This is a genomic window from Gemella haemolysans ATCC 10379 (assembly GCF_000173915.1).
Taxonomy (GTDB): domain Bacteria; phylum Bacillota; class Bacilli; order Staphylococcales; family Gemellaceae; genus Gemella; species Gemella haemolysans.
Genome location: NZ_ACDZ02000005.1, coordinates 14,946 through 38,588 on the forward strand (window position 1 = coordinate 14,946; position 23,643 = coordinate 38,588).

Here is a 23,643-nt window from a genome sequence, read left to right on the forward strand (position 1 = left end):
AATAAAAATAAATAAAAAAGAGGATTGAACGATGTGCTCAATCCTCTTTTTTGTTATTCTTCGTCTGTAATGACAGTTGGTTTTAAGATTGGAGGAGGAGAAGTTTCAGTAATTGTTACTGTACGTTCTTCTTTTTTATCCTTTTTATCTTTGTCGTTTTTCTTCTCTTCTTTTTTATCCTTGTCGTCTTTCTTCTCTTCTTTTTGAACAGGTTTTGTTACAACGACTTTTGAAGGATCGCTAAATGAAATGCCCTTGTCGATATTATGACCAAATTTCGCTAAAGTTTTTTCTTTAGATAGTTCCTTAAAACCATTTGGAACTATATCTTTTGTTCCACCTTTTGCATTGTTATAACCGTTAATACTTGAATCAATGACTGATTGAGGTCGACTAAAAGCGGTATCTGGAGCGATTAAGTTTTTATCAAGTGCGTAAATGGAATTCATAACTGCAATCCAGCTTCTTTGAGCATAGTCATAACTTGGTACTTTTGCTGGACTATCATATCCATTCCATAGACCAACAGTTATTTTAGTAGAACCACCAACAACCCATAGGTCTTTATAGTACTCAGAAGTCCCTGTTTTTACAAATAAGTTTTTAGAATTAAATTTCAGTTTACTTGGCATATCATGAGATGTACCGTAACTCTTATTGATAACATCTCCAAGCATATCGACGATTAGATAACTTGTAGATTCTTCGAATACTTTAACTGGTGAAAAATCAGCTTTGTAAACTAGCTCTCCATCATTATTTTCGATTTCTTCGATAATATGTGCTTTTTTGTGTTCACCTTTATTTGCAAAAGTAGAAAATGCACTAGTATTCTCTGTAACTGATAAACCGTAAGTCATACCACCAATGGCAGTAGCTAAGTTAGTTTTATCACTTTCTGTAAGACCTTCAACACCCATTTTCTCTAGGTAATTTGTAACAGGATCCTCTTTATAAAATGCAGAGTATAGCCTTACAGTTGGCAAGTTAAGAGATCTAGCTAATGCTTGTCTAGCCGGTAGGTATCCACGCTCAGACATGTCATAGTTCTCAGGTTTCCAACCATAATGATTAAATCTTTTATCTAAAACGGTTGAGTTAGGAGTAATGTAACCTTTATCGATAGCTGGTCCATAAACTAATAGTGGTTTGATTGTAGAACCTGGTGAACGACGAGTTCTTGTTGCGTGGTTAAGTTGTTGTTTTTTGTAGTCCATACCACCGATAAACGCTAATACTTTACCAGTATTGTTTTCAATAACCGATGCTCCAATTTCTAATGGATAAACAACACCACCCTGAGTGTATGTTGGATAAGAAGCGAATTGTTTTTTCGTTTCTTGAAGTGTATCGTAAAGTTTCTTATCAAGTGTAGTTTTTACTTTATAACCACCAGTTATGAATTTAATTCTACTTTTTTCGATTAGTTCATTTCTGTAGTCAGAATCATTTTTAAATTCTTCTTCTCTATTATTTTTTTTAGCAGTTTGCTCAGCTAATATCTCTGCAACTGAACTTGTTACCTCATCACGAATATAAGGGTAATCAGTATATTCTGAATATTTTTGTTTAGTATAAGCACCTTTAATATCGAATTTCTTCGCTTCTTCAAATTGTTCTTTAGTAATAAAATCATTTGAAAGCATACGTTCTAATACATATTGCTGTCTTTCAAACCCCGCTTGAAGCTCTTCGTCAGGACGGATATTTCCAGCAGAGTCAAATGGTGTATATCTATATGGTGATTGTACAAAACCAACAAGATAAGCTGCTTGAGCTATATTCAAGTCTTTAGAATGAACTCCAAAAACACCTTGTGCTGCAGTTTCGATACCGCTAATGTTTTGTCCTAAACTATTTTTTCCGAAAGGAGCGACATTTAGATAATTTTCAAGAATTTCATTTTTAGAAAAATGACTATCAACACGAAGTGCTAGTAATATTTCTTTTGCTTTTCTTTCATAAGATCTTGAATTATCAAGAAGCTGATTTTTTACCAATTGCTGAGTGATAGTACTACCACCAGTTGATCTAGCACCAGTCGCTTCACTATGTGTAGCTCTTAAAACAGCCCAAATATCAATTCCACTGTTAGAGTAGAAATTAGAGTCTTCACTTGCGATAATAGCATTTTTAACATTATCACCGATATTCTCATAAGTAACAGTCTTTCTAATTAATTCGGAGTTGATTGTACCTAATTTTTCACCACTTCCAAAATAAACTTCACTGTTCTTACTAATGTTATTTATTTGTTCTTTCATTTCTTTTTGGGTTAAGACAGGTTGATCTTTAACTAAACCACCCACATACCCGATAGCAAGCCCCGCACCTAAACTAATTAGTAATCCAATAGAAAGAAGTATGGCTCGCGTCATAGAAGTTAGTATCTTCTTAATTTTCATTGTAATCTCCTTAGATTGCATACTATTAGCTACATTATACCATAATTTAATATAAAGTAGTAAATTATATGCAAGGCTTAGAATAGAATTTATCGTTAAAAATATTAGAAAAAGATAAAACAAAAAATAAAAATATGTTATAATTGAAGTAAGTGCATAAAAATTGATATGGAGGCATTTTAATGAGTAAATTATTAGAAGATTTAAAATATAGAGACTTAGTTTACCAACAAACTGATGAAGAAGGAATTAAAGAATTATTAGAGAAAGAAAGTGTATCGATATACTGTGGTACAGATCCAACAGGAAACTCATTACACATTGGTCACTTACTTCCATTTTTAACATTAAAAAGATTTCAACAACATGGACATAAACCTGTTATTTTAGTAGGTGGAGGAACTGGTATTATCGGAGACCCATCAGGAAGAAGTGAAGAACGTCAATTACAAAGCCTTGAAGTAATCGAAGATAACGCTCGTCGTCTTGAAGCTCAACTTCGTAATATTTTCCGTGGAGATGATAATATTGAGTTTGTAAATAACATTGATTGGTTAGGAAAACTATCTATGATTGAATTTTTACGTGATTATGGAAAATTAGTAAACATCAATTACTTATTAGCGAAAGATTCAGTTGCTAGCCGTCTAGATAATGGATTATCATTTACAGAATTCAGTTATACTATACTACAAGGGATTGACTATGCATACTTAAATGAGCATCACAATGTTAAATTACAAATTGGTGGTTCTGACCAATGGGGTAACATTACTACTGGTCTAGAAATTATGAGAAAACTTCGTGGAGATGTTGAGGCATATGGATTCACTATCCCATTAATGTTAAAATCTGATGGAACTAAATTTGGTAAATCTACTGGTGGCGCAGTATGGTTAGATCCAGAACAAACAACACCTTATGAATTTTACCAATTCTGGTTTAACACTGCGGATACAGAAGTAGTACCGGCTCTTAAAAAATTTACATTCTTAGAAAAAGAACAAATTGAAGCATTAAGAGAAAGTTCAGAAAAAGAACCACACTTACGTCTTGCTCAAAAAGCATTAGCTGAAGAAATGGTGAAAATTGTTCACGGTGAAAAAGCATTAGAAAGTGCATTAAACATTACAAAAGCATTATTCTCAGGAAACATTAAAGAACTAACCCACGATGAATTAAAAGCAGCTGTTAAGGGAATGCCAAAATCTGAATTAGAGAAAAAAGAATACAATATCGTAGATTTCCTAGTTGAAAGCAATCTAGTTCAATCAAAACGTCAAGCACGTGAAGATGTAAACAATGGTGCTGTTTATGTGAATGGTGATAAAGTTACAGATTTAGAATATGTTGTAGAAGGTAAAGACAGACTAGAAGATGGATTTACAGTACTTAGACGTGGTAAGAAAAAATATCTGTTAGTAGAATATAAATAATTTAAAAGTAACATATACATAAAGAGGGGAACCGAAATGAATCTAAAAGAAGTTGTTGGTAAAAAAGCTGTAGATTATGTAAAAGATGGTATGATCGTTGGGTTAGGGACAGGTTCAACTGTATTCTATTTTGTTCATGCATTAGCTGATAGAGTAAAAGAAGGATTGAATGTTGAAATGGTATCAACATCGATTCAAACGGTTGAACTAGCTAAAAGCCTTGGTCTTTCAATCAAAGAACTAGAAGAGATTGATCATATTGATCTTGCTGTTGATGGAGTAGATGAAATTGATAAGGATTTTAATGCGATAAAAGGTGGAGGAGCAGCATTATTTAGAGAAAAAATAGTTGCTGATATTGCTCGTGAAGTAATCTGGATCTATGATGAGAGTAAAGATGTAGAAAAACTAGGAAACTTCAACCTACCTGTGGAGATCTTGCCATTTGGTTATAGTCATACTATAAGAAAAATGGAAGAAGTGGGCTTAAAACCAGTGTTAAGATTAAAAGATGGAGCTACTCTCATAACGGACAACAATAATTACATTGTAGATTTACACTTAGGTTACGGATTTGATATTAAAGCTGTAAAAGAAAAACTAGAAAGCATAGTTGGAGTAGTAGAGCATGGTTTATTTTTAAATATGTGTAAACTATGCATTAAGGGAACAGAACAGGGAGCTGTAATTATAGAAAATCCAAATAATTAAGGACGTGAAGGAAAGTTATGAGGAAGAGTTATTTAAGAGGAACATGGTTAAAACTATTCTTTGCAATATTGTTCGTTCTGCTGAGTATCGGGGGGATCCAAAGCATTTATGATGATAGAACAAAATCAGCAGAAGTGCAGTATAAAGAAGGAAAACAATTCCAAAAATCTAGTGGTTATACTTTTATTAAGGTAGAAGCCCTTGAAGAGTTAGATATTACAGATGATAGCCTAAGTGCTGATCAAAAATTCTATATGGTTCAGCATGAACATGGATTTGTAATGTTAAAAGCTTCTAAGGAAGATGTTAAGAAATTAATACAAAGTAATGATATACCAAATGAAAAATTAATAGATTTAAAGGATAAAGATATTTATTCTCCTATTGATGCCATCTTTGAAAGAGGAAGTAAGGGGAGGAAGAATATCTCTCCAGAATTGAAAGAAAAATTTAAAAATGCTGCAGAGCATAGTTCACTAATTAGAGCAAGAGTTTCAGATATAGTTAATGAAATTGTAATAAAGAAAAGTGTAGATGATTATTCAAGTAAATTACGAGAAAAACCATTTACTTCACAGTTTTATTTAATAGTGCCTGGTAAAGGATATTATATTGCAACTTATGCAGTGGAAGTAGTAATTCTTCTTATTACATTTTTCTTAATTAAATCTGTAATAAAAAATATTAGAAAAAATAAAGCTGAATACGAAGAATTATTCATTAAATATCCGGAGACAGAACGAGATTTAGATATTTTAGTACGAGAAGCAAAATATATAAATAAAAAATTAAAGGCCTTAATATACAAAGATGCGTTAATATTATACGGCAAAGGGTTTAATTTCCAATTGTTATCAGGTTTTTCAAAGATAACTTTTGGTAGAGAAATTCGAAAAGGTAGAGTTGTAAGCTATATAGCACACTTCCACAATAATTTTGAAACAGATGAAAAAGTAAAAATCTGTTCGAACTATAAAAATTCAAGAGAAGATATTGATGAATTAGGAAAAACATTAAAACAAACCTTTGGAAAAACAGTAAGATATAATTATTGATAAAAATGTAATAATATTAGAAAACTAAGGCAATACACGTAAATACGGTATATAGAGTATTTTAAAAATATATAAAGAAAACAAAAAGTATAATTATAGAAAATCCAAATAATTAAGGACATGAAGGAAAGTTATGAGAAAGAGTTATTTAAGAGGAACATGGTTAATACTATTCTGGGCAATATTGTTTGTTTTGTTTAGTATCGCATCGACCATAAGACTATATGAAGATAGAACGAAATCAGCAGAAGTGCAGTATAAAGAAGGAAATCAATTCCAAGAATCTAGTGGTTATACTTTTATTAAGGTAGAAGCCCTTGAAGAGTTAGATATTACTGATGATAGTCTAAAAGATAATCAAAAATTTTATATGCTTCAGCATGAACATGGATTTGTAATGTTAAAAGCTTCTAAGGAAGATGTTGAGAAATTAATTCAAAGTAATGATATACCAAATGAAAAATTAATAGATTTAAAGGATAAAAATATTTATTCACGTGTTGATGCTATCTTTGAAAGAGGAAGTAAGGGGAGGAAGAATATCTCTCCAGAATTAAAAGAAAAATTTAAAAATGCTGCAGAGCACAGTTTATTAATTAGCGAAAGAGTTTTAGATGTATTTAAAGAAATTGGAATAAAGAAAAGTGTAGATGATTATTCAAGTGAATTCCGTGATAAATTACGTGAAAAACCATTTCTTTACAACTTTTATTTAACAGTGCCTGGTAAAGGATATTATATTGGATCTTATGGAATGGAAGTGGTAATTCTTCTTATTACGTTTTTCTTAATTAGGTCTGTAATAAAAAATATTAGAAAAAATAAAGCTGAATACGAAGAATTATTCATTACATATCCGGAGACAGAACGAGATTTAGATATTTTAGTACGAGAAGCAAAATATATAAACAAAAAATTAAAGGCTCTAATATACAAAGATGCATTAATATTATATGGTAGAGGGTTTAATTTCCAATTATTATCAGGGTTTTCAAAGGTAACTTTTGATAGAGAAATTCGAAAAGGTAGAGTTATAAGCTATAGAGCACACTTCCACAATAATTTTAAAACAGATGAAAAAGTAAAAATCTGTTCGAACTATAAAAATTCAAGAGAAGATATTGATGAATTAGGAAAAACATTAAAACAAACCTTTGGGAAAATAGTAAGGTATAATTTTTGATAAAAATGTAATAATATTAGAAAATCTAAATAATTAAGGACGAAAAGGAAAGTTATGAAGAAGAGGAAACCAAGAGGTATAAGGTTAAAATTATTTTTTGCTATAATGTTTATTTTTGTTAGTATTGTAGCTGTTGGATCAACATATAATGACACCATACAATCTTCTGAAAGGTCATATGAAAAAGGTGATCAATTTGAAGGTGAAAGTATAGGAATTACATATGTTAAATTGGAAGCTCTTGAGGAACTAGATATAGTTGATAAAGAACTAGACGAAGATGAAAAATTTTATATGGTTGAACACGAAAATGGTTTTGTAATATTAAAAGCTACACAAGATGATATTAAGAAACTAATTCACAGTAGTGATGTACCAGAGAGGAAAATAATAAATCTAAAAGATAAGAATATTTATTCTCGTGTTGATGTAAAAAGAGAAAAAGGAAGTAGCAGAGGAAGAGTTCACATTTCTTTTGAATTATTAGATAAATTCAATGATGCAGCAAAACATAGTTCTTTGATTAAGAACAGAGTTTCAGATGTATTAAAAGAAGAGGGCTCAAATAAAACAGAAGCTTACTATAAAAAATTACAAGAAAAACCTTTTGTTTCTAACGTATATCTAACAGTACCTGGTTATTTATATTACATAGGCACTTATGTATTTACAACGATTTTTGTTCTAGGTACATTATTTTTGATAACTTCTATAATAAAAGATGTTAGAAAATCTAGAGGTTAATATGAAAAACTTATCATTGAATATATAAAGACAGAATATGTTATAAATATTTTAGTGTGTAAAAAAGTCTAAATAAAAAAAGGAAGTGAAGTTATGAAGAAGAGTTATTTAAGAGGAACAAGGTTAAAAATATTCATTGCTATAAACTTGTTTTTTGTTAGTTTGATCGCTACTATAGCTTCGTATAATATCTATACAAAGTCTGCTGAAACATTATATAATGAAGGTGATCAATTCACGGGGAATTATTCCGGAATTACTTATATTAAATTAGAAGCAATCGAAAAACTTGATATAGTAGATGAAAAATTAGCTGACAATGAAAAATTTTATATGGTTCAACACGAACATGGTTTTGTAATATTAAAGGCTACCCAAGAAGATATTAAGAAATTAATCCAAAGTAGTGATGTTCCAGAAAGCAAGATTATAAATCTGAAAGATAAAAATCTTTATTCTATTATCGATGTAATAGAAGAAAAAGGAAGCAAAGGAAAAACTAATATTTCTCCTGAATTGTTAGATAAATTCAATGCTGCTGCAGAACATAGTACTTTGACTAAAGTTAGAATCCTAGAGGTAATTAAAGACCTTGGATTAGATAAGACAAAAGATAATTATAAAAGTAAATTACAAGAAAAACCTTTTATTTCAAATGTCTATATAAAAGTACCTGGAACTATATATTACCTAGGTATTTATGGATTTCCTGCTGCTATTGTTTTGGCTACATTATTGTTAATTAGATCTATAATAAAAGGTATTAGAAAATCTAAAGCGGAATATGAAGAATTATTTATTGAATATCCAGAGACAGAATATGATGTAGATATTTTAGTGCGAGATGCAAAATATATAAATAAAAATTTAAGAGTTTTAATATATAAAGACGCATTGGTATTTTATGGAGGAGTGTTTAATTTCGAATTATTATCAGGATTTTCGAAGATTACTTTTAGTGATATAAATGATTCGAAAAATAATATCCAGTACTATACAGCGGAAATTCATAGAGAATTTGAGTCAAATGAAGTAATAAAAATGTGTTCATATTATAAAGATGCAATAGCAGAAATTACTGAATTAGGAAAAATATTAAAAGAAGAATACGGAAAAGAAGTAGAATATGATTTTTAAGAATAAGGAAGAGGTGTAACAAATGGAAACATTAAAAGATAGAGTAATAGAAGCATTAGAAAATGTAATAGACCCTGAGCTTGGTATCGATATAATGAACCTAGGACTAGTATATGATGTTAAGATGAGTGATGATAATAAGCACGCTATAGTCGACATGACATTAACATCTATGGGTTGTCCTTTAGCTCCTATTATCATCGAGCAAGTAGAGACAGCAATGCTTGGTGTTGATGAGATAGAGAAAGTAGATGTAAATATAGTTTGGGAACCAGCATGGACAAAAGATAAAATGTCACGATATGCTAAGATTGCCCTTGGAGTAATTGATTACGAATAGAATATAAATACAAAAAGCAATTTCAAAATTGAGTTTAAGAAAATTTTGAAGTTGCTTTTTTAATATTATTTATAGAAAATGGGTAGAGAAATTTATAAAAAAATTGTTATTAGAGTAGAATGAAATATATTAAATATGTTATAATTAAAAAGACATTAAAAAAGAGAATGAAAGGAGGCACTATGTACAGAGGAGAAAGACCTAAAAAGGGCGATGTAGTTAAAATAATAGCATATAAACATGATGGCTCTATTCATAGAATTTGGCATAAAAATGTTGTACTAGAAGCGGATGAACAAGTTCTGATTTTAGCTAACAACAGGACACTTGTCACTGAAAATGATGGAAGAACGTGGGTTACTAAAGAAGTAGCTTTAGTATATTTTCATAATGAATGTTGGTTTAATATAATTTGTATGTTTAGGGAAGATGGAGTTCATTATTATTCAAATTTAAGTAGTCCATTTGCATATGATGTAGATGGGGTAAAATATATTGATTATGATTTAGATATAAAGAAATATCCTGATGGAAAATATTTCTTATTAGATGAAGATGAATACAATCAGAATAAAGTACGTTATAAGTACGGCGAAAAAATTGATAAAATCTTGAAATATAATGTGAATAAACTTCAAGAATGGATTGATAAAAATCATGGAGCACTTGCACCAGATTTTGCTGATGTATGGTTAGAAAACTATGAAAAAATAATGGGTGAAGATCAAAATGTTAAAAGGAAAATTTAGTGTCGAAGTAAGACAGGATGAGATTTCAGAAAAAATAGGTTTGCAATTAAAAGAATTTTTATTATCTAGTCATTTGACAGAAGATGTGGAAAATCCAGATTATGTTTTTGCAATTGGTGGAGATGGGACTGTGCTTCGTACTTTTAATAAATATATGGATAAGTTAGACACGGTAAAATTTTTATCAATTCATACAGGTCATTTAGGTTTTTATACTGACTATTCAGTACAAAACTATGAAAAAATATTCTTTGATATATTAGCGTTGACGCCAAAAATCGAGGAATATCCACTGTTAAGAGTTAAAGCATACTGCTCTAATGGAGATTTAGTTTCAGATTATTATTCTTTAAATGAAGTGACTGTAAACAATCATACAGGTGTAACTTATGCTGCGAAAGTTTATATAAATGGTGTTCATTTCGAAAGTTTTAGAGGAGATGGATTATGTATAAGTACACCAACTGGTTCAACTGCTTATAATAAGAGCTTAGGTGGTGCTGTAATTCACCCACAATTGCCCTTGTATCAGGTAACAGAAATAGCAGCTCTAAATAATCTTGTTTATAGGACACTGGGGAATCCATTAATCTTATCTCAAAATGATGAGCTGATGATTAAACCTATAAGACCGGAAAATCATCGTATTACTGTAGATCACATGCATTATAATTATGATAGTGTAGCTAAAATAAAAATAACTTTGTCGAAAGAGAAGAAGGTTTCATTTATTCGTTATAATGAAGATAGCTTCTGGCAAAGAGTAAAGAGATCGTTTATTAAAAATGACTAATATTGTCTTAAAATATACTATTAAAGAAGAACAAATTTTAAGGGAGTTTTTATTAGAAAATAGCATTTCTAGAAAAACTTTAACAAGAATAAAGTTTGATAGTGATGGAAGTATAAAAGTAAATGGTAAAGAAGAGAATGTCAGATATCTTCTGAAAAAAAATGATATTGTAGAGATTACTTTACCGAGTGAAAATTTTAGTGAATTTGTTAGATTTATTGATAAAGATATTAATATTATCTATGAAGATGCATATTTTTTAATTGTAAATAAAGAGATTAACCTACCTTCAATACCATCTAGAAACCTTGAAGACGAATCACTTCTTGAGATAGTAAATTACTATTTTAAAAAGAAAAATATTAATACAATTCCTCATATTGTAACACGTCTTGATAAGAATACATCAGGATTGGTGTTAATAGCTAAACATAGACATGTCCATGCATTGTTTAGTAATATGGAGATAGATAAGTTTTATACTGCCTTGGTAAGTGGAAAAGTAAAAGATAACGAGATTATTGAAGCTCCTATCCGCCGAGTTACTTCTAGCATTATAGAACGTGAAGTAGGGGAAGGTGGAGAATTCGCTAAGACTGAGTATTGGCTAGATGATTATATTGTAGATAAAGATATCAGTGTTGTTAAACTAAAGCTTTATACTGGAAGAACGCATCAAATAAGAGTACATATGAAATATAAAGATTATCCTCTCTTAGGTGATGAATTATATGGTGGAGATGTAAGCAATATATCTAGACAAGCTCTTCATTGTACGAATTTGAAATTTATTCATCCTATTACAGACGAAGTAGTGAATGTAAGAGCAGATTTACCAGAAGATATAATTAGTATAATTAAACATAATGAGTAACTTTTTACTTATTATGTTTTTTATTAATATTACATAGTGCTTATTTTAGAAAAAATTGTAGTAATTTATATAAAAATTTATTCATAAAAGTATATAGGAAATTAGAATTTTATAAGTTTTAATATTAGTATTCTCATATTTTTAAATATAAAACTTTATTAAATTTATGTAAACGATAAAAATGTTAGTTTAATTACTTTATTTTCAGTAAGAAAATATGATATAATCAAAATCAAATAATAAAGTTATTTTAATAAGTCAGAAGAGGAGGGATTTTATGATTTCAACATCATTAAAATTCGTGGGTAATACACCCGTATATCAACTAGATAACACAAACATTTTTGTAAAATTAGAGAAATATAACTTAGGAGGAAGTGTAAAAGACAGAGCTGTACTAGGTATGTTAGAAGAAGCTATGTCTCAAGGTGCTATTAATAAAGATACTATTATAGTAGAACCGACTAGTGGAAATACTGGTATAGCTGTGGCTATTTTAGCTTCAGTTTTAGGTTTAAAATCCGTTATAATTATGCCTGAGAGTATGAGTATTGAAAGACGTAATATTATCAAAGCTTATGGAGCGCAACTAATTTTAACTCCTAAAGAATTAGGTATTAAAGGTTCAATCGAAAAAGCTGCAGAAATTCGAGAAAAATACAGCAATGCAATTTCTTTAAGTCAATTTGATAACCCTGCTAACCCAGCTTATCACCACAAAACAACAGGAAGCGAAATTTTAGAACAAGTTCCAAATATTGATGTGTTTGTTGCAGGTGTTGGTACTGGAGGTACATTTACAGGTGTAGCAAGATATCTGAAAGAACAAAAACCAGAAGTTGTAGCGATCGCTGTAGAGCCAGCAGAATCACCAGCTATAAGCGAAGGACGTGGAGGAGTACACAAAATCCAAGGGATCGGAACAGGATTTATTCCAGAAAACTTCCGAAAAGATTACATGGATGATGTATACACTGTTACAAGTGAAGAAGCAATCGAAGAAACTAAAAACTTCTTACGCTCTACAGGTATAGGTATAGGTATTTCTTCGGGTGCAGCAATAGTTGGAGCTAAGAAAGCTGCTGAGAAATATCCAGGAAAAAATATCGTAACAATCTTACCAGATGGAGTAGATAAGTATTTATCAGTACTTGATTTCGAGGATGTTACACACGTAGAAGTGTAATGGGTTATTTTGAAAATTTAAATTATAATTTGAATCGAGTTTTGAAAGATGATCCTGCAGCTAAGTCTAAACTTATGATATATCTTACATATCCTCATATAAAAGCTCTTAATTATCATTTCTTTGCACATAAGTTATATAAAATGGGCTGGCATACAACTGCTCGTTTAATATCGAAAAGGGCGCGTCGAAAGACAGGTATAGAAATACATCCAGGAGCAAAAATAGGAAAAGGTTTATTTATTGATCATGGTATGGGTGTAGTGATAGGAGAAACAGCAATAATAGGTAATAATGTAACAATGTATCATGGTACAACCTTAGGTGGAACAACATTAGACCCAGTTAAAAGGCATCCCACGATAGAGGATAATGTAATGATAGGTGCTGGAGCAAAAGTTTTAGGGAATATCACAATCGGTAAAAATTCTAAAATAGGTGCAAATGCAGTTGTTAAGCATAGTATTCCCGCAGGGACAATTGTCTATGAAGCGAGACCAGCTGTAAAGTATCTAGAATCTGAGCAAACTAAGATTTAAAATAAAAAAAATAATAGAAGTATCTGCAGTTGCTTACTTTTAAATTATAAGAACCCAATAATTAAATATTTAATAATGGAAGAATAAAGGAGCTATTCAATAAATTGAATTTTTTAAAATTATGATTTTAGAAATGAGCTCCTTTATTTTTTATTATTATGTTATAATAATATTGAGAATGTATATAAATAGTTAACATGAGTTTTAATAAGGGAGGTGGAATTGATGTCTACGATAAAAAATTTAATTTTTGATTTAGATAATACTTTATATGATTTTAGTACTATTTGGAAAGAATCTAACAAACTGGTATATAAATATTTAAAATATGACAAAATTGCAAGTTATGAAGAGTTTTTCAGACACTACAAAGCTATCAACAATATACTGGTTGATGAGGTTTTAAAGGGAAATATGAAGCTAAGAGAAATCAGGAATAAACGATTAAAGCTAACCTTGGAGAAATTTGGAATTATTCTTACTGAAGAAGATTGTAATATTTATTATGAGAAACAGTTTGATTTTATAATAGAATCAATAAAACCTAATGAAGAAGTAAATTTATGGTTAAGTCGTTTATGTAAAAAATATAAAATGATATTATTAACAAATGGGAAATCTTACGAACAGAGGGAGAAATTAGCTAAGTTAGGTTTAGAAAATTTATTCGAACTGTATATTTCTGGTGAAACCCATATTAGTAAACCTAAAGCAGAAGCATTTATTAATGTTTTAGAGAAGGAAAACATAGTGGCTAGCGAGACTATGATGATTGGTGATTCTCTATATTATGATATAAATCCAGCGAATAAACTAGGAATGAAAACTTGTTTAGTAGAAAGAAAATGGCATTTTGATGACGAGTTACAAAATTATACTGGGTACAAAGTTAAAAATATTATACAGTTTTTTACAGAGTTAGAAACTAATAAACTGTAAAAATATTATTATTTTTCTGAATATAACGAAAGTATAAAAAAAATAAGGTGTATAATAAAGGTTATAATTACTAGTGAATTATGACCTTTATTATATTTTTATGTAAATTAAAATACAATGTAAAAAGTAAAATAATTATTTGTTATCTTGGGAAGTGCTGTTGATTGAATTTATTGAATTTGTTATACTATTTATGAAAACTATTACAAAGGAGATAAATTTATGAAAAAGAACAAATTATTAGTTGTCAGTATGGCTGCTGTATTATCTTTATCATTAGCAGGGTGTTCTTCAGCTTCAAATAGTACTTCGACCAGCAGTAATGGAACTGTTGCAGTAAAAGAGCTTAAAGGGGAGGAACTGAATAAAATAGAAAAAGATGACAAAGAAAAAGAAAAATATCTTGTTATCGATGTAAGGGATGCTAATGAATATAAAGAAGGGCATGTAAAACACGCTATTAATATCCCATTGGCAGATATTGAAAAACATGCGGAGCATTTAAGTGCATGGAAAGATAAAGAAGTGGTAACAATATGCAATACTGGTAAGAAAAGTAAAGAGGCTGCCGATAAACTTGTAAAAGCAGGATTTAAAAAAGTTTCTAATGCTCAAGGTGTGAAAGACTATAAAGACTATGAAATAGTTAAATTCACTACTTTACTTGCTCATGAATTCCAAGCAGCAATTGATAAAAAAGAGGGGAGATTTATCGATGTTCGTGAAGCAAAAGACTATGAAAAAGGGTACGTAGCTGGAGCTAAAAATATCGACGTTAAGAATATTGATAAAGACTTAGCAGAATTATTACCAACTGATAAAAATGCACCAGTGTACACATATTGCTATAGCGGTAATCGTTCATCTAAAGCTGCCCAAAAAGCAGTAGAACTAGGATATACAAATGTATATAATGCTTTTGATGGTGCTAAAGAACACGAATACAAATTTTAAGAAAATATGATAAAAAATGAGTAAAATATAATATAATTTATTAGAAAAAAACTATTTTTAAGTTATACTAATAAAGGATAGGGTTCTACGAAAATGTATGAGAAATTTAGGGTATCACCTTGTCTTTTATTAAATAAGGAGAGGAAGAAAAAATAAATGAAATATAATAAATTTTTAGCTGTTAGTATGTCAGCAATCTTATCATTAACTTTAGTGGGATGTTCAACTACTTCATCTGCAAAAGAATTAAAAGGTGAGGAGTTAAACAAAATTCAAAAAGATGATAAGGAAAAAGAAAACTATCTTGTTATAGATATTAGGGATGAAGCGTCTTATAAAGAAGGTCACCTTAAACACGCAATTAACATTACATTATCAAAAATAGATAAGAGTATCGAAGAAATCCGTAAATGGAGAGAGAAAAAAGTTGTTGTTTATAGTGATAAATCTGATAAAACTAAAGATGCTATAGATAAACTTACAAAACAAGGATTTAAAGATGTATCTGGAGCCCAAAATGTAAAAGACTTCAGCTATGATCTTGTAAAATATACGTCACTAAGTGGAAGTAAATTTCAGGATGCATTATTAGATACTGCAGCAAATAATGTATTTTTAGATGTAAGAGATAAAGTTGAGTTTGAAAAAGGACATGGTGCAGGGGCTAAAAATATCGATGTAAACAAATTAGATAGTTTACAGTCTATTTTACCTGAAAACAAAGAGGTTCCTATATATGTTTATAGTAATACTGGGAACAGTTCATCTGTGGTAGCTCAAAAACTAATTGACTTAGGATATAAAAATGTCTTTAATGCAATTGACGGAACTAAAGAATTTAGTTATAAATTTGAAATTGCTGATTGCTGTAAAGATCCAAGTGATGCAGTAAAAGGTTCAGAGAAACATGAAGGACACAGTGATTCTTCAGAGAAGAAAGAAGACCATTCTGGACACAAACATTAATATATAAAGTAAAAGGGTGACTCAAATTAGTAATTTCAATTAGAAATTTTATAGTTGAGTTTCCCTTTTTTGTATAGGGGCTGATCCAAAAGGCCTAAATTTTATAAAAGGAAAATTTCAGAGATGAAAAATAGAATAATATTTTTTACAAGGGTACCGAAGGTAGGTACAACAAAAACAAGGTTGTATGACTTTGTATCTCCGGATACTGCTGTAGAAATCCAAAAGAAATTAATGAAAAAAAACTATAATGTTTTAAAAAAGTGTGGAGAAGAGATAGCAGTCTATCATGATAGTCAAAGCATTGATGATAAAGTGATGGAGAATATTTTAGAAAATAGAGAATTTTCTTATCAAGTAGGTGAAACACTTGGTGATAAAATGTATAACGCAATTGATGAGGAGTTAAAGTGTAGTGATAAGGTAATTTTATTAGGTTCAGATATCTATAATCTTCAAGAAAATATGATTCATGCTGCGTTTAAAAAATTAGATGAGCATGATGTCATTATAAATCCAAGTGTTGATGGTGGTTATTTTTTAATAGGTATGAAAAAAGCTATTAAAGAAGTTTTTGATCTTCCAAGCTATGGGGATAACACCGTGTTAGAGAATTTACTTACTGTATGTAATGAACAAAAGCTAAGTTATTATCTAGGAGAAGCTGGCTTAGATATCGATACTAAAGAAGATCTTTTATTAGCAGAGACAGGTTATAATAATATTAAGTTATTGGGTGCAGGGGAGTATAATATTAACTTTACCTTTGATGATGGAGATTTGAAAAAGGTTCTTAGAATAAATACGAAGAGCCAGATGAATCTTGAAAATCAAATAGAATATGAATACGAAACGCTACAATTGTTGAAAGATAGTGGAGTTACACCGAAACCTTATGATTTAGTAACAGAGACGAATTTATTACCTTATAAATATTTAACAATGGAATTCTTAAAAGGAAGACCACTTAATTACCAAACAGATATGCATATTGCAGCTTATTTATTAAGTAAGGTTCATAATACATCATATGGAGACAATAACTTAATCAATGCAGCCAACCCATTCCAACTTATGTTTGATGAATGTAAACAAATGGCAGGTGAGTATTTAGCTTGGGACAAAGCCGATGAGAAAGTTAGTTCTTATATTAATAGATTCTTAGAAAAGTGTCTGACACTTATACCTGAAAAGTATAGTATTGCTAATCCGTGTATTATAAACACTGAACTAAATTCAGGAAATTTCTTAATAGGTGAAGGAAAAGAGGATAGCTATGTTATTGATTGGGAGAAGGCATTAATAGGAGAATGTGAACAAGATTTAGCACATTTTCTAGCACCGACAACGACATTTTGGAAAACTGATATTATTTTATCAGAAACTGAAATTAATGACTTTTTAGAAGAATATGGGAATTATAGAAATTTCGATAGAAAGAGATTCGAGAGGTATTTAATATTTAATTGTCTAAGAGGAGTTACTTGGTGTAGCATGGCATTTAGACAGTATAGTGAAAATGATAAAATACTGATGGATGACACTACATTTAAAAAAATAGCGTCATATATTGAATTAGAATTTTTAGAAAAAGTATCAGCGTACTTTAAATAGGAGGAGAGTAATGACTGAGTTTATTCAAAGTTTTGGTGTCTTAGCACCGATAATTTATGTATTAATGTTTATGTTCTTACCGGTATTTTTCTTTCCAGTTCCGATACTTGCTGTTGCTGGAGGAGTGGCGTTTGGTTTTGTTGAGGGAAGTTTACTAACCTTCGTTGGAGCTTCATTAAATTGTTATATTATGTTTGTAATATCACGTCGTTTCGGTCGTGAATGGGTGAAAAACTACCTTAAGAAAAAAATGACACCTAAGCAACACGATAGAATTTTTAATGTTAGTGATGAAAAACTAATGATGAGTTTAGTAATACTGAGACTAATACCTTTAGTACCGTATAATATGATAAACTACGGATATGGTTTAACTAATATCAGTTTATCAAAATATATGATAGCGAGTGTACTTGGTATTATCCCTGGAACAGTAGTATTCTTAAACTTTGGAGCTACTAGTACAAATATTTTCAGTAAAGAATTTTTAATTGCTTCATTATTAGTAATTTTATTAACTGTAGGTTCTATCTATTTATCTAAGTTAGTAGAAAAAAGAGAACAGCAAAAGAAAGCAGAAAACAAATAAAAATAAAACTCTCAAGATTTCTTGAATTCTTGAGAGTTATTTTTTATACATGAATTATTTCAACTTCTCCAAATGTTACCGAACCATTTAGGATAATTTTAACATCTTTACCAATGCTGTGAGTATGTTTTTGAACTTTTCCAAGGAAGTTATTTGTATTATTCTCGATTGCCCATTCTTTTGGAACATACACTTTTAGATTACCAAAAGAAATAGAAACATTAAGGTCAAAGTTCTTGATAGGATAAGTATCTAATTTCTCAAAGTAGATAGTAGTAGTTCCGAATGTTGTAGAAGCAGAGAATGAATCAGATTTAGTTATGTCTATATACTGAACATTTTCTCCGAATGTTACATCAGAAAAATCATTACCATTTTTTATTTTTTGATGTTTTTTTACTTTGTAAAAATTTTTAAATTCTCTATATTTATATTTTCTAGGAACAAACATAGAGATACCTAGACTAAGGAAAACAGCAACAAAGAATATTTTCCAACCTGATATATCAGCAAAGTGATAATTTTTATTGTATACATAGAATAATAATGCTAGAGGAAAGATAGTTCCAAATGAATCAAAATCCATTAAGCCACGAATAGCGAAAAATCCTAGTACAACAGTACATATAGCTAAGAAGATTGATCCGTTTGGAAAAATACTAAATCCATCAAGTAAAGTAGTTACCGCAAGAATTATAAAAAATAATCCAATAAAACTTCTTCTCATTTATTTTTACCTCATTTCTTTTAATTTATCTTTTAATATTTTGTAGTAATGTCTTGAAATATGGACCTGCTTCTTTGAATTAGAAAAAGAAGCGGTACTTGAACCAGAAAAAGATTTTTCTAGTGAATAAATTGCTTTTGTATTTATTATTGAACTCTTAGAAATTCGACAATAGTAAAAAGGAATAAGTTGCTCTAATTCGTATAATTTGAATTTAACCTCGAAAAATTCATCGGTAGTGTGAGCATAGACTTTATTATCATCGGTTTCAAAAAATAAAATAGATTCAAGAGGGATGAAATATTCAGAGTCGCCTTTGTAGAAAATTATTTTTTGAGAATTTACTATAGCTTTTTCAACTAATTCTTTAATTAAGATGACATCACTATTTAAGTCTGGGGTCTTAATAACTAGTTCAATTTCTTTAAGATTTGAATCTAGTTCGATATTAATTTTCATATTGTCTCCTTTCTAAATGTTTATAGTTATATTATATATTATTTCAGTTTAAAAATTAATAGCTTTTAGTCAAGTGGTAAAAAATAGGAAGCAAGTGGTTAATAATTTAATTGTTTCTTTTGGAATATTCGATAGAAGATAAATTAAAAATGAAAGTAAAGCTTTCTGAATGCGTTAACACATTATCTTGATTTTTTATTGTATTTATTGTATAATAAAAACATATATGGGAGTGGATGAGTTCTGGTGTGCTCTCTAGTCTTCAAAACTAGTATGAGGGGTTAAGAGCCTCTTGGGTGGGTTCGATTCCCACACATTCCCGCCAGTTTTTTTATTTTTTGAACATAGTAATGCCATCATGGGTTTTATCCATGATGGCATCTTTTTATTTATTTATGATTAATAAAAGTATTAATAGTATTGAGAAAAGTACTATAATAAAGAGACTTTTGATTTTATCGATAGTGTATTTATTATAGTGTGTTCGAGCTTTGAAGTCTTCATAAGCATGGATTGTCATAGCCTCGGATATTTGAGGTTGCCAAGTTAACGCAATAAATATGGCTTTAGCGTAGTAATAAGGCGACCAAAATGGTAAAAATATACCACGAAGACGACTAGATTTTGTAATCATTTGAGTTTCATATTGTATTCTTGGTAATGCTTGAATTACTACTAAAAGTCCGTATACGATATTTGAAGAAAGTCCATGTTGTTCAAAATATTTTAGTAATTCTACAAGTGAAATATATGTTGCCAAGATTAATCCTAAGGCTGCAAAGCTATATGTCCTAGTGAAAATTAAAAGAGCATATTTATAATTAGAACTATGAACAATGATAGCCCAAGCAGAACCTATAGCAGGAAGGAGAGGTAGAAAAATAAAAATTAGAAGTTTATTCCAATATTTTGATAAAAAAAGTAAAAATATTGTTGTAGCGATTATAATAATATTTGGTACTAATAGCTTGCTAAATGAAATCCAGATAGTTAATACCATTATAATAAGGGTAAGAGTAGGACTAATTATTTTCTTTTTCATAACAATCCTCCTTTATATAATGTAGTGTATTATTTGAAATTTCAATATGATAATCGCTTCTATTATTTAGTGGCTCTAATCTATGACTTACAATAATAAATGATTGTCCAGTAAGTCTTTTATTTTCTTCAATCCAATCCATTATAAACGAACATGCTCTTTTATCAAGATGGGTAAAGGGTTCATCAAGAAGCAATAGCTCAGTTTGTTGGCTTAATAAACACATAAGTTGAATAAGTTTTCGCTGGCCACCACTATAATAATATAGACTTTTATCAAGTTCTTTTTCTAAATCAAATTCTTTTAAAAGTCTCTCTTGCCATAATGTAGCGTGATCCCAAATATCTTTTTGCATTGAAATCTCTTCACGAGGCATCAAGCTAATAAACTGTTGAAATGCATCTTGTAAACAAGTACTTATTTTTTTATATAACTTTCTTGATTTTTTTACCTTTTCTTCATTAAAGTATATCTTTCCATCGTATTTTTTTAATTGAGAAATAGCATGTAATAATGTTGTTTTTCCTGTTCCATTATCTCCCGTTAAAGTAGTAATACCTTTAAATATATGAAAATCATCGATATTTAATAATTCTTTTTTTCCTTGTTGAATAGATATATTTTCTAGTCTTAAGATTTGTTCAGATTGAGTATTGTTACATAACTTCATATTAGAATTTTTAGAAGTTGGATTTGTTACTAATTCTAAATTCCCATCAGAAAGATAAGTAAAGGTATCTGCATAGTTCAAGTATAGATGATGCTCATGATCGCACACGATTATAGTCACACCATGGTTATTTAAGTCTTTCAGAAGAGTTAATAGAGAATTACGAGTCTTCTTATCTACATTTGCAAAAGGTTCATCTAAAATTAGAACTTCGCTTCCCATTGCTAATGCTACTGCAAAAGCAGCTCGTTGACGTTCTCCTCCAGACAATGTATGGATATGCTTTGTAGAAATTTCACGAGTATTTGTAATAGATAAAGCATAGTCCAGTTTTTCGTTAATAACCTGTGGTTCTAGACATAGGTTCTCTAATGCAAAGATTATCTCTTCTTCCAAAGTAGGCATAACAAACTGATTAATTGCATGCTGCATGACGTAGCCAATATTTTTAACGTGTTCTTGCATAGGAATATCAATAATGTTTTTACCTTTGTAAGTAATTACTCCCTCATAATGTTCTTTATTTAATTTACAAATAGTACGAAGTAGGGTAGACTTACCACTACCAATATTTCCGGTTAAGACTAACCAACTATGTTCTTTTATTTTTAAACTAACGTTATCAAATAAGACTTTATCTTTAATTTTCAAAGAAAAATTATCGATTTCTATGATATTCATTATTTACTACCACTGTTTTGTACTTTATTTACGATGTTTAAGATTAGTTTAACGCAGATAACTCCGAAAACTACTACAGAAATAAAACGAACAGCAAATAACGCTATGATCATGCCTGTAGAATATGCTTCATAACCAAGTTTGAAATATTCATATACAAAGCTGAAGACAGTAATACCTATTGCAGAAAGAAATAGTGATTTTGAATCATAACGTTTGTATTTAGTAATGAAAAATCCAAACTCAGATCCTAATCCTTGGACCAAACCTGAAACAAGAACTGCAGCTCCGAAAAATGAACCATATAGCATTTCAGCTAAAGCGCCTAGAACTTCTCCAAGTGTAGCACTACCAGGTTTTTTGATTAATACCGCAGCAACTGGTGCAGCCATAACCCACAACCCAAATAAAATTGAATTTGCAAAAGGTGCATACCCTAATGGAGTAAGTGCTGTCTCTAGAATAGCGTAAACCCAACCAGCGGCAAGGAATATCCCTCCGAATAAGAAACCTATTAAAGCTAAAATAATAATGTCCTTTGTAGACCATTTTTTCATAAGAAAAACCTCCTGTTATTTGTATTCATTAAAACAACAAGAGGTACTTTTAAATTATATATATACTTTAAAATAGACTTGATAAAAAATAAACATTTTCCTACGGCTGTACTAACAGCATCAGGTTCTATGGGTATATTCTCAGCTTAAAAGCACCCCAAATGTTTTAATGATTTGTTAAAATTATAACATGAGTTGATAACGGTGTCAAAAAAGTAGCTTACAAAAAAATTATTTAATTTTTTTAGCTAGCATAGTAGCAAAACGTAGTTTAAACCTATTACCATTAGCATCAGTCTTATGAAGTTGTCCAAAATCTTCATTATATTTAATAAATTCCCAGTCTTTGTAATATTCTTTAAGTTCATTTTCTTTAAAAGTAAAAGGGAAAGGTAGGGGGCAAGGTGCATCATCAGTAGACATTGCGGCTACTATTAAATTATAGCCACCTATATTAGTTTGGTCTTGCATATTTTTAATAACATTAGGTATAGATTGTTCTTCGATAAACATTAATACTACTGTTGAAAGAATGAAGTCATAGGTATTTCTAAGAGCCGCTGTATTTATATCATAGCTCCCTATTTTAATATCTAAATTTTCAATTTTAGATGTTTCCATTAAAAATTCTAGAGCAGGAATATTGTTGTCTACGGCAGTCACCTCAAAACCAAGTTTAGAAAGGAATAAAGAGTTGCGCCCTTGACCAGATCCTAAGTCCAATGTTTTACAAGGTTTAATAGTTTTTAGGGCTTCTACTACTTCAGAGTGAGCAGGATTAATATCGTATTTGTTTTTGAAATAATTTTTTGGTTCGCAGTAAAACTCTAAGAAACATTCTAAATTATCAGATAACGGTGCAACACGATGCCATGCTTGTGGTTCCACGAATGGAATATTACTCTCAGGTGTAAATATATGCTCCTTCACAACTTCATTATCTTCAGTTAATTCTGTAAATTGAAGTTTTCCTTTAAGAATAGTTAATTTTGCCCAGACGTCTTTTCTAGTATTGTGTTTTTGCCTAAATGGTTTAGGAAGTGTTTCGGCTGTCCAAAGTGGTAATTGTTTATAGCATACTAAGTTTTTTGTCATACTAATCTCCTTATTAGTGGTTAAGTTTAACTTAATTATATCATGTAAAATATAAAAATAAAATAATGGGAGTGACTCAAAAATCGTGATTTCGAAGAAACAAGATTTTGTCGAGTCATCCCCGCACAGTTTATTAGATATCTAAAAAGCTTTTCTAAAGCGATTTTAGATATCAATAAACCACTGCGTCTATGAGTT

The 23,643-nt window shown here is 29.8% G+C and carries 24 protein-coding genes, 1 tRNA gene and 1 riboswitch; of the genes, 18 read left to right on the plus strand and 7 right to left on the minus strand.

Annotated elements, in window-relative coordinates:
• Positions 1-53: 53 nt before the first annotated feature.
• Complete coding sequence (locus GEMHA0001_RS00835) at positions 54-2,405, minus strand: transglycosylase domain-containing protein (RefSeq protein ID WP_004263605.1); 2,352 nt, start codon at positions 2,403-2,405, stop codon at positions 54-56.
• A gap of 182 nt (positions 2,406-2,587) precedes the next feature.
• Between GEMHA0001_RS00835 and tyrS the strand changes: the two genes are divergently transcribed.
• The 17 genes from tyrS (at position 2,588) to GEMHA0001_RS00920 (ending at position 18,214) form a co-directional block, all read left to right on the plus strand.
• Complete coding sequence (gene tyrS, locus GEMHA0001_RS00840) at positions 2,588-3,841, plus strand: tyrosine--tRNA ligase (protein WP_004263333.1); 1,254 nt, start codon at positions 2,588-2,590, stop codon at positions 3,839-3,841.
• Positions 3,842-3,877: 36 nt separating this feature from the next.
• On the plus strand, positions 3,878-4,552 hold the full coding sequence (gene rpiA / locus GEMHA0001_RS00845) for a ribose-5-phosphate isomerase RpiA (protein WP_003144023.1): 675 nt from the start codon (positions 3,878-3,880) through the stop codon (positions 4,550-4,552).
• 17 nt (positions 4,553-4,569) lie between these two features.
• Entirely contained in the window at positions 4,570-5,607 is a 1,038-nt protein-coding gene (locus GEMHA0001_RS00850) for a hypothetical protein (RefSeq protein ID WP_004263506.1), read from the plus strand.
• A gap of 133 nt (positions 5,608-5,740) precedes the next feature.
• Positions 5,741-6,790: a hypothetical protein gene (locus GEMHA0001_RS00855; protein WP_004263334.1), complete on the plus strand. Its 1,050-nt coding sequence runs from the start codon at positions 5,741-5,743 to the stop codon at positions 6,788-6,790.
• A 54-nt stretch (positions 6,791-6,844) separates the two neighbouring features.
• Positions 6,845-7,534, plus strand: coding sequence for a hypothetical protein (locus GEMHA0001_RS00860; RefSeq protein WP_004263630.1), 690 nt, complete (start codon positions 6,845-6,847; stop codon positions 7,532-7,534).
• Positions 7,535-7,627: 93 nt separating this feature from the next.
• Positions 7,628-8,671: a hypothetical protein gene (locus GEMHA0001_RS00865; RefSeq protein ID WP_003144002.1), complete on the plus strand. Its 1,044-nt coding sequence runs from the start codon at positions 7,628-7,630 to the stop codon at positions 8,669-8,671.
• A 22-nt stretch (positions 8,672-8,693) separates the two neighbouring features.
• Positions 8,694-9,011, plus strand: coding sequence for a metal-sulfur cluster assembly factor (locus tag GEMHA0001_RS00870; protein ID WP_003147395.1), 318 nt, complete (start codon positions 8,694-8,696; stop codon positions 9,009-9,011).
• Positions 9,012-9,193: 182 nt separating this feature from the next.
• Complete coding sequence (locus tag GEMHA0001_RS00875; protein ID WP_004263672.1) at positions 9,194-9,760, plus strand: DUF402 domain-containing protein; 567 nt, start codon at positions 9,194-9,196, stop codon at positions 9,758-9,760.
• The gene (locus GEMHA0001_RS00880; protein ID WP_004263320.1) at positions 9,741-10,553 is read left to right on the plus strand and encodes an NAD kinase; all 813 of its coding nucleotides are present in this window, start codon (positions 9,741-9,743) and stop codon (positions 10,551-10,553) included. Before GEMHA0001_RS00875 ends, GEMHA0001_RS00880 begins: the two co-directional genes overlap by 20 nt.
• The gene (locus tag GEMHA0001_RS00885) at positions 10,546-11,427 is read left to right on the plus strand and encodes an RluA family pseudouridine synthase (protein WP_004263556.1); all 882 of its coding nucleotides are present in this window, start codon (positions 10,546-10,548) and stop codon (positions 11,425-11,427) included. Before GEMHA0001_RS00880 ends, GEMHA0001_RS00885 begins: the two co-directional genes overlap by 8 nt.
• A 277-nt stretch (positions 11,428-11,704) precedes the next feature.
• On the plus strand, positions 11,705-12,613 hold the full coding sequence (locus tag GEMHA0001_RS00890; protein ID WP_004263554.1) for a PLP-dependent cysteine synthase family protein: 909 nt from the start codon (positions 11,705-11,707) through the stop codon (positions 12,611-12,613).
• A 29-nt stretch (positions 12,614-12,642) separates the two neighbouring features.
• On the plus strand, positions 12,643-13,152 hold the full coding sequence (gene cysE, locus GEMHA0001_RS00895) for a serine O-acetyltransferase (RefSeq protein ID WP_233445910.1): 510 nt from the start codon (positions 12,643-12,645) through the stop codon (positions 13,150-13,152).
• A 225-nt stretch (positions 13,153-13,377) separates the two neighbouring features.
• Positions 13,378-14,091: an HAD family hydrolase gene (locus tag GEMHA0001_RS00900; RefSeq protein ID WP_004263335.1), complete on the plus strand. Its 714-nt coding sequence runs from the start codon at positions 13,378-13,380 to the stop codon at positions 14,089-14,091.
• Between the two features lie 222 nt (positions 14,092-14,313).
• The gene (locus GEMHA0001_RS00905; protein WP_003143982.1) at positions 14,314-15,045 is read left to right on the plus strand and encodes a rhodanese-like domain-containing protein; all 732 of its coding nucleotides are present in this window, start codon (positions 14,314-14,316) and stop codon (positions 15,043-15,045) included.
• Between the two features lie 156 nt (positions 15,046-15,201).
• The gene (locus GEMHA0001_RS00910; protein ID WP_004263479.1) at positions 15,202-16,011 is read left to right on the plus strand and encodes a rhodanese-like domain-containing protein; all 810 of its coding nucleotides are present in this window, start codon (positions 15,202-15,204) and stop codon (positions 16,009-16,011) included.
• A 123-nt stretch (positions 16,012-16,134) separates the two neighbouring features.
• Positions 16,135-17,625, plus strand: a complete 1,491-nt coding sequence (locus GEMHA0001_RS00915) for a TIGR04282 family arsenosugar biosynthesis glycosyltransferase (protein ID WP_004263318.1) — start codon at positions 16,135-16,137, stop codon at positions 17,623-17,625.
• Between the two features lie 10 nt (positions 17,626-17,635).
• Positions 17,636-18,214 (plus strand): TVP38/TMEM64 family protein, encoded by a 579-nt coding sequence (locus tag GEMHA0001_RS00920; protein WP_004263595.1) that lies wholly within the window; start codon positions 17,636-17,638, stop codon positions 18,212-18,214.
• A 43-nt stretch (positions 18,215-18,257) separates the two neighbouring features.
• Here the strand turns inward: GEMHA0001_RS00920 and GEMHA0001_RS00925 are convergent, their stop codons facing one another.
• Together GEMHA0001_RS00925 and GEMHA0001_RS00930 are read right to left on the minus strand one after the other, a co-directional pair.
• Positions 18,258-18,941 (minus strand): LiaF transmembrane domain-containing protein, encoded by a 684-nt coding sequence (locus tag GEMHA0001_RS00925; RefSeq protein ID WP_004263331.1) that lies wholly within the window; start codon positions 18,939-18,941, stop codon positions 18,258-18,260.
• 6 nt (positions 18,942-18,947) lie between these two features.
• The gene (locus GEMHA0001_RS00930; protein ID WP_004263639.1) at positions 18,948-19,400 is read right to left on the minus strand and encodes a LytTR family DNA-binding domain-containing protein; all 453 of its coding nucleotides are present in this window, start codon (positions 19,398-19,400) and stop codon (positions 18,948-18,950) included.
• A 228-nt stretch (positions 19,401-19,628) separates the two neighbouring features.
• On the opposite strand from GEMHA0001_RS00930, the gene GEMHA0001_RS00935 reads away from it, so the two are divergent.
• Positions 19,629-19,725, plus strand: a tRNA-Sec gene (locus tag GEMHA0001_RS00935).
• A gap of 60 nt (positions 19,726-19,785) precedes the next feature.
• Here GEMHA0001_RS00935 and GEMHA0001_RS00940 read toward each other — a convergent pair.
• The 4 genes from GEMHA0001_RS00940 to tehB all read right to left on the minus strand — a co-directional run bounded on the left by GEMHA0001_RS00940 (position 19,786) and on the right by tehB (position 23,445).
• Positions 19,786-20,442 (minus strand): energy-coupling factor transporter transmembrane component T, encoded by a 657-nt coding sequence (locus tag GEMHA0001_RS00940; RefSeq protein WP_004263563.1) that lies wholly within the window; start codon positions 20,440-20,442, stop codon positions 19,786-19,788.
• Positions 20,423-21,793 (minus strand): ABC transporter ATP-binding protein, encoded by a 1,371-nt coding sequence (locus tag GEMHA0001_RS00945; protein ID WP_003144016.1) that lies wholly within the window; start codon positions 21,791-21,793, stop codon positions 20,423-20,425. The genes GEMHA0001_RS00940 and GEMHA0001_RS00945 overlap by 20 nt, the downstream gene beginning before the upstream one ends.
• The gene (locus GEMHA0001_RS00950) at positions 21,793-22,350 is read right to left on the minus strand and encodes an ECF transporter S component (protein WP_004263363.1); all 558 of its coding nucleotides are present in this window, start codon (positions 22,348-22,350) and stop codon (positions 21,793-21,795) included. Before GEMHA0001_RS00950 ends, GEMHA0001_RS00945 begins: the two co-directional genes overlap by 1 nt.
• A gap of 80 nt (positions 22,351-22,430) precedes the next feature.
• Positions 22,431-22,520, minus strand: a riboswitch (TPP riboswitch).
• Between the two features lie 61 nt (positions 22,521-22,581).
• Complete coding sequence (tehB, locus tag GEMHA0001_RS00955) at positions 22,582-23,445, minus strand: SAM-dependent methyltransferase TehB (protein WP_003143962.1); 864 nt, start codon at positions 23,443-23,445, stop codon at positions 22,582-22,584.
• Between the last annotated feature and the right edge of the window lie 198 nt (positions 23,446-23,643).

Coding starts and splice junctions, on each gene's coding strand:
- tehB (WP_003143962.1), bottom strand. CDS start 23,445: ATGACAAAAAACTTAGTATGCTATAAACAATTACCACTTTGGACAGCC.
- GEMHA0001_RS00905 (WP_003143982.1), top strand. CDS start 14,314: ATGAAAAAGAACAAATTATTAGTTGTCAGTATGGCTGCTGTATTATCT.
- GEMHA0001_RS00900 (WP_004263335.1), top strand. CDS start 13,378: ATGTCTACGATAAAAAATTTAATTTTTGATTTAGATAATACTTTATAT.
- GEMHA0001_RS00945 (WP_003144016.1), bottom strand. CDS start 21,793: ATGAATATCATAGAAATCGATAATTTTTCTTTGAAAATTAAAGATAAA.
- rpiA (WP_003144023.1), top strand. CDS start 3,878: ATGAATCTAAAAGAAGTTGTTGGTAAAAAAGCTGTAGATTATGTAAAA.
- GEMHA0001_RS00875 (WP_004263672.1), top strand. CDS start 9,194: ATGTACAGAGGAGAAAGACCTAAAAAGGGCGATGTAGTTAAAATAATA.
- GEMHA0001_RS00940 (WP_004263563.1), bottom strand. CDS start 20,442: ATGAAAAAGAAAATAATTAGTCCTACTCTTACCCTTATTATAATGGTA.
- GEMHA0001_RS00910 (WP_004263479.1), top strand. CDS start 15,202: ATGAAATATAATAAATTTTTAGCTGTTAGTATGTCAGCAATCTTATCA.
- tyrS (WP_004263333.1), top strand. CDS start 2,588: ATGAGTAAATTATTAGAAGATTTAAAATATAGAGACTTAGTTTACCAA.
- GEMHA0001_RS00950 (WP_004263363.1), bottom strand. CDS start 22,350: ATGAAAAAATGGTCTACAAAGGACATTATTATTTTAGCTTTAATAGGT.
- GEMHA0001_RS00930 (WP_004263639.1), bottom strand. CDS start 19,400: ATGAAAATTAATATCGAACTAGATTCAAATCTTAAAGAAATTGAACTA.
- GEMHA0001_RS00890 (WP_004263554.1), top strand. CDS start 11,705: ATGATTTCAACATCATTAAAATTCGTGGGTAATACACCCGTATATCAA.
- GEMHA0001_RS00835 (WP_004263605.1), bottom strand. CDS start 2,405: ATGAAAATTAAGAAGATACTAACTTCTATGACGCGAGCCATACTTCTT.
- GEMHA0001_RS00885 (WP_004263556.1), top strand. CDS start 10,546: ATGACTAATATTGTCTTAAAATATACTATTAAAGAAGAACAAATTTTA.
- GEMHA0001_RS00880 (WP_004263320.1), top strand. CDS start 9,741: ATGTTAAAAGGAAAATTTAGTGTCGAAGTAAGACAGGATGAGATTTCA.
- GEMHA0001_RS00920 (WP_004263595.1), top strand. CDS start 17,636: ATGACTGAGTTTATTCAAAGTTTTGGTGTCTTAGCACCGATAATTTAT.
- GEMHA0001_RS00855 (WP_004263334.1), top strand. CDS start 5,741: ATGAGAAAGAGTTATTTAAGAGGAACATGGTTAATACTATTCTGGGCA.
- GEMHA0001_RS00865 (WP_003144002.1), top strand. CDS start 7,628: ATGAAGAAGAGTTATTTAAGAGGAACAAGGTTAAAAATATTCATTGCT.
- GEMHA0001_RS00915 (WP_004263318.1), top strand. CDS start 16,135: ATGAAAAATAGAATAATATTTTTTACAAGGGTACCGAAGGTAGGTACA.
- GEMHA0001_RS00870 (WP_003147395.1), top strand. CDS start 8,694: ATGGAAACATTAAAAGATAGAGTAATAGAAGCATTAGAAAATGTAATA.
- GEMHA0001_RS00850 (WP_004263506.1), top strand. CDS start 4,570: ATGAGGAAGAGTTATTTAAGAGGAACATGGTTAAAACTATTCTTTGCA.
- GEMHA0001_RS00925 (WP_004263331.1), bottom strand. CDS start 18,941: ATGAGAAGAAGTTTTATTGGATTATTTTTTATAATTCTTGCGGTAACT.
- GEMHA0001_RS00860 (WP_004263630.1), top strand. CDS start 6,845: ATGAAGAAGAGGAAACCAAGAGGTATAAGGTTAAAATTATTTTTTGCT.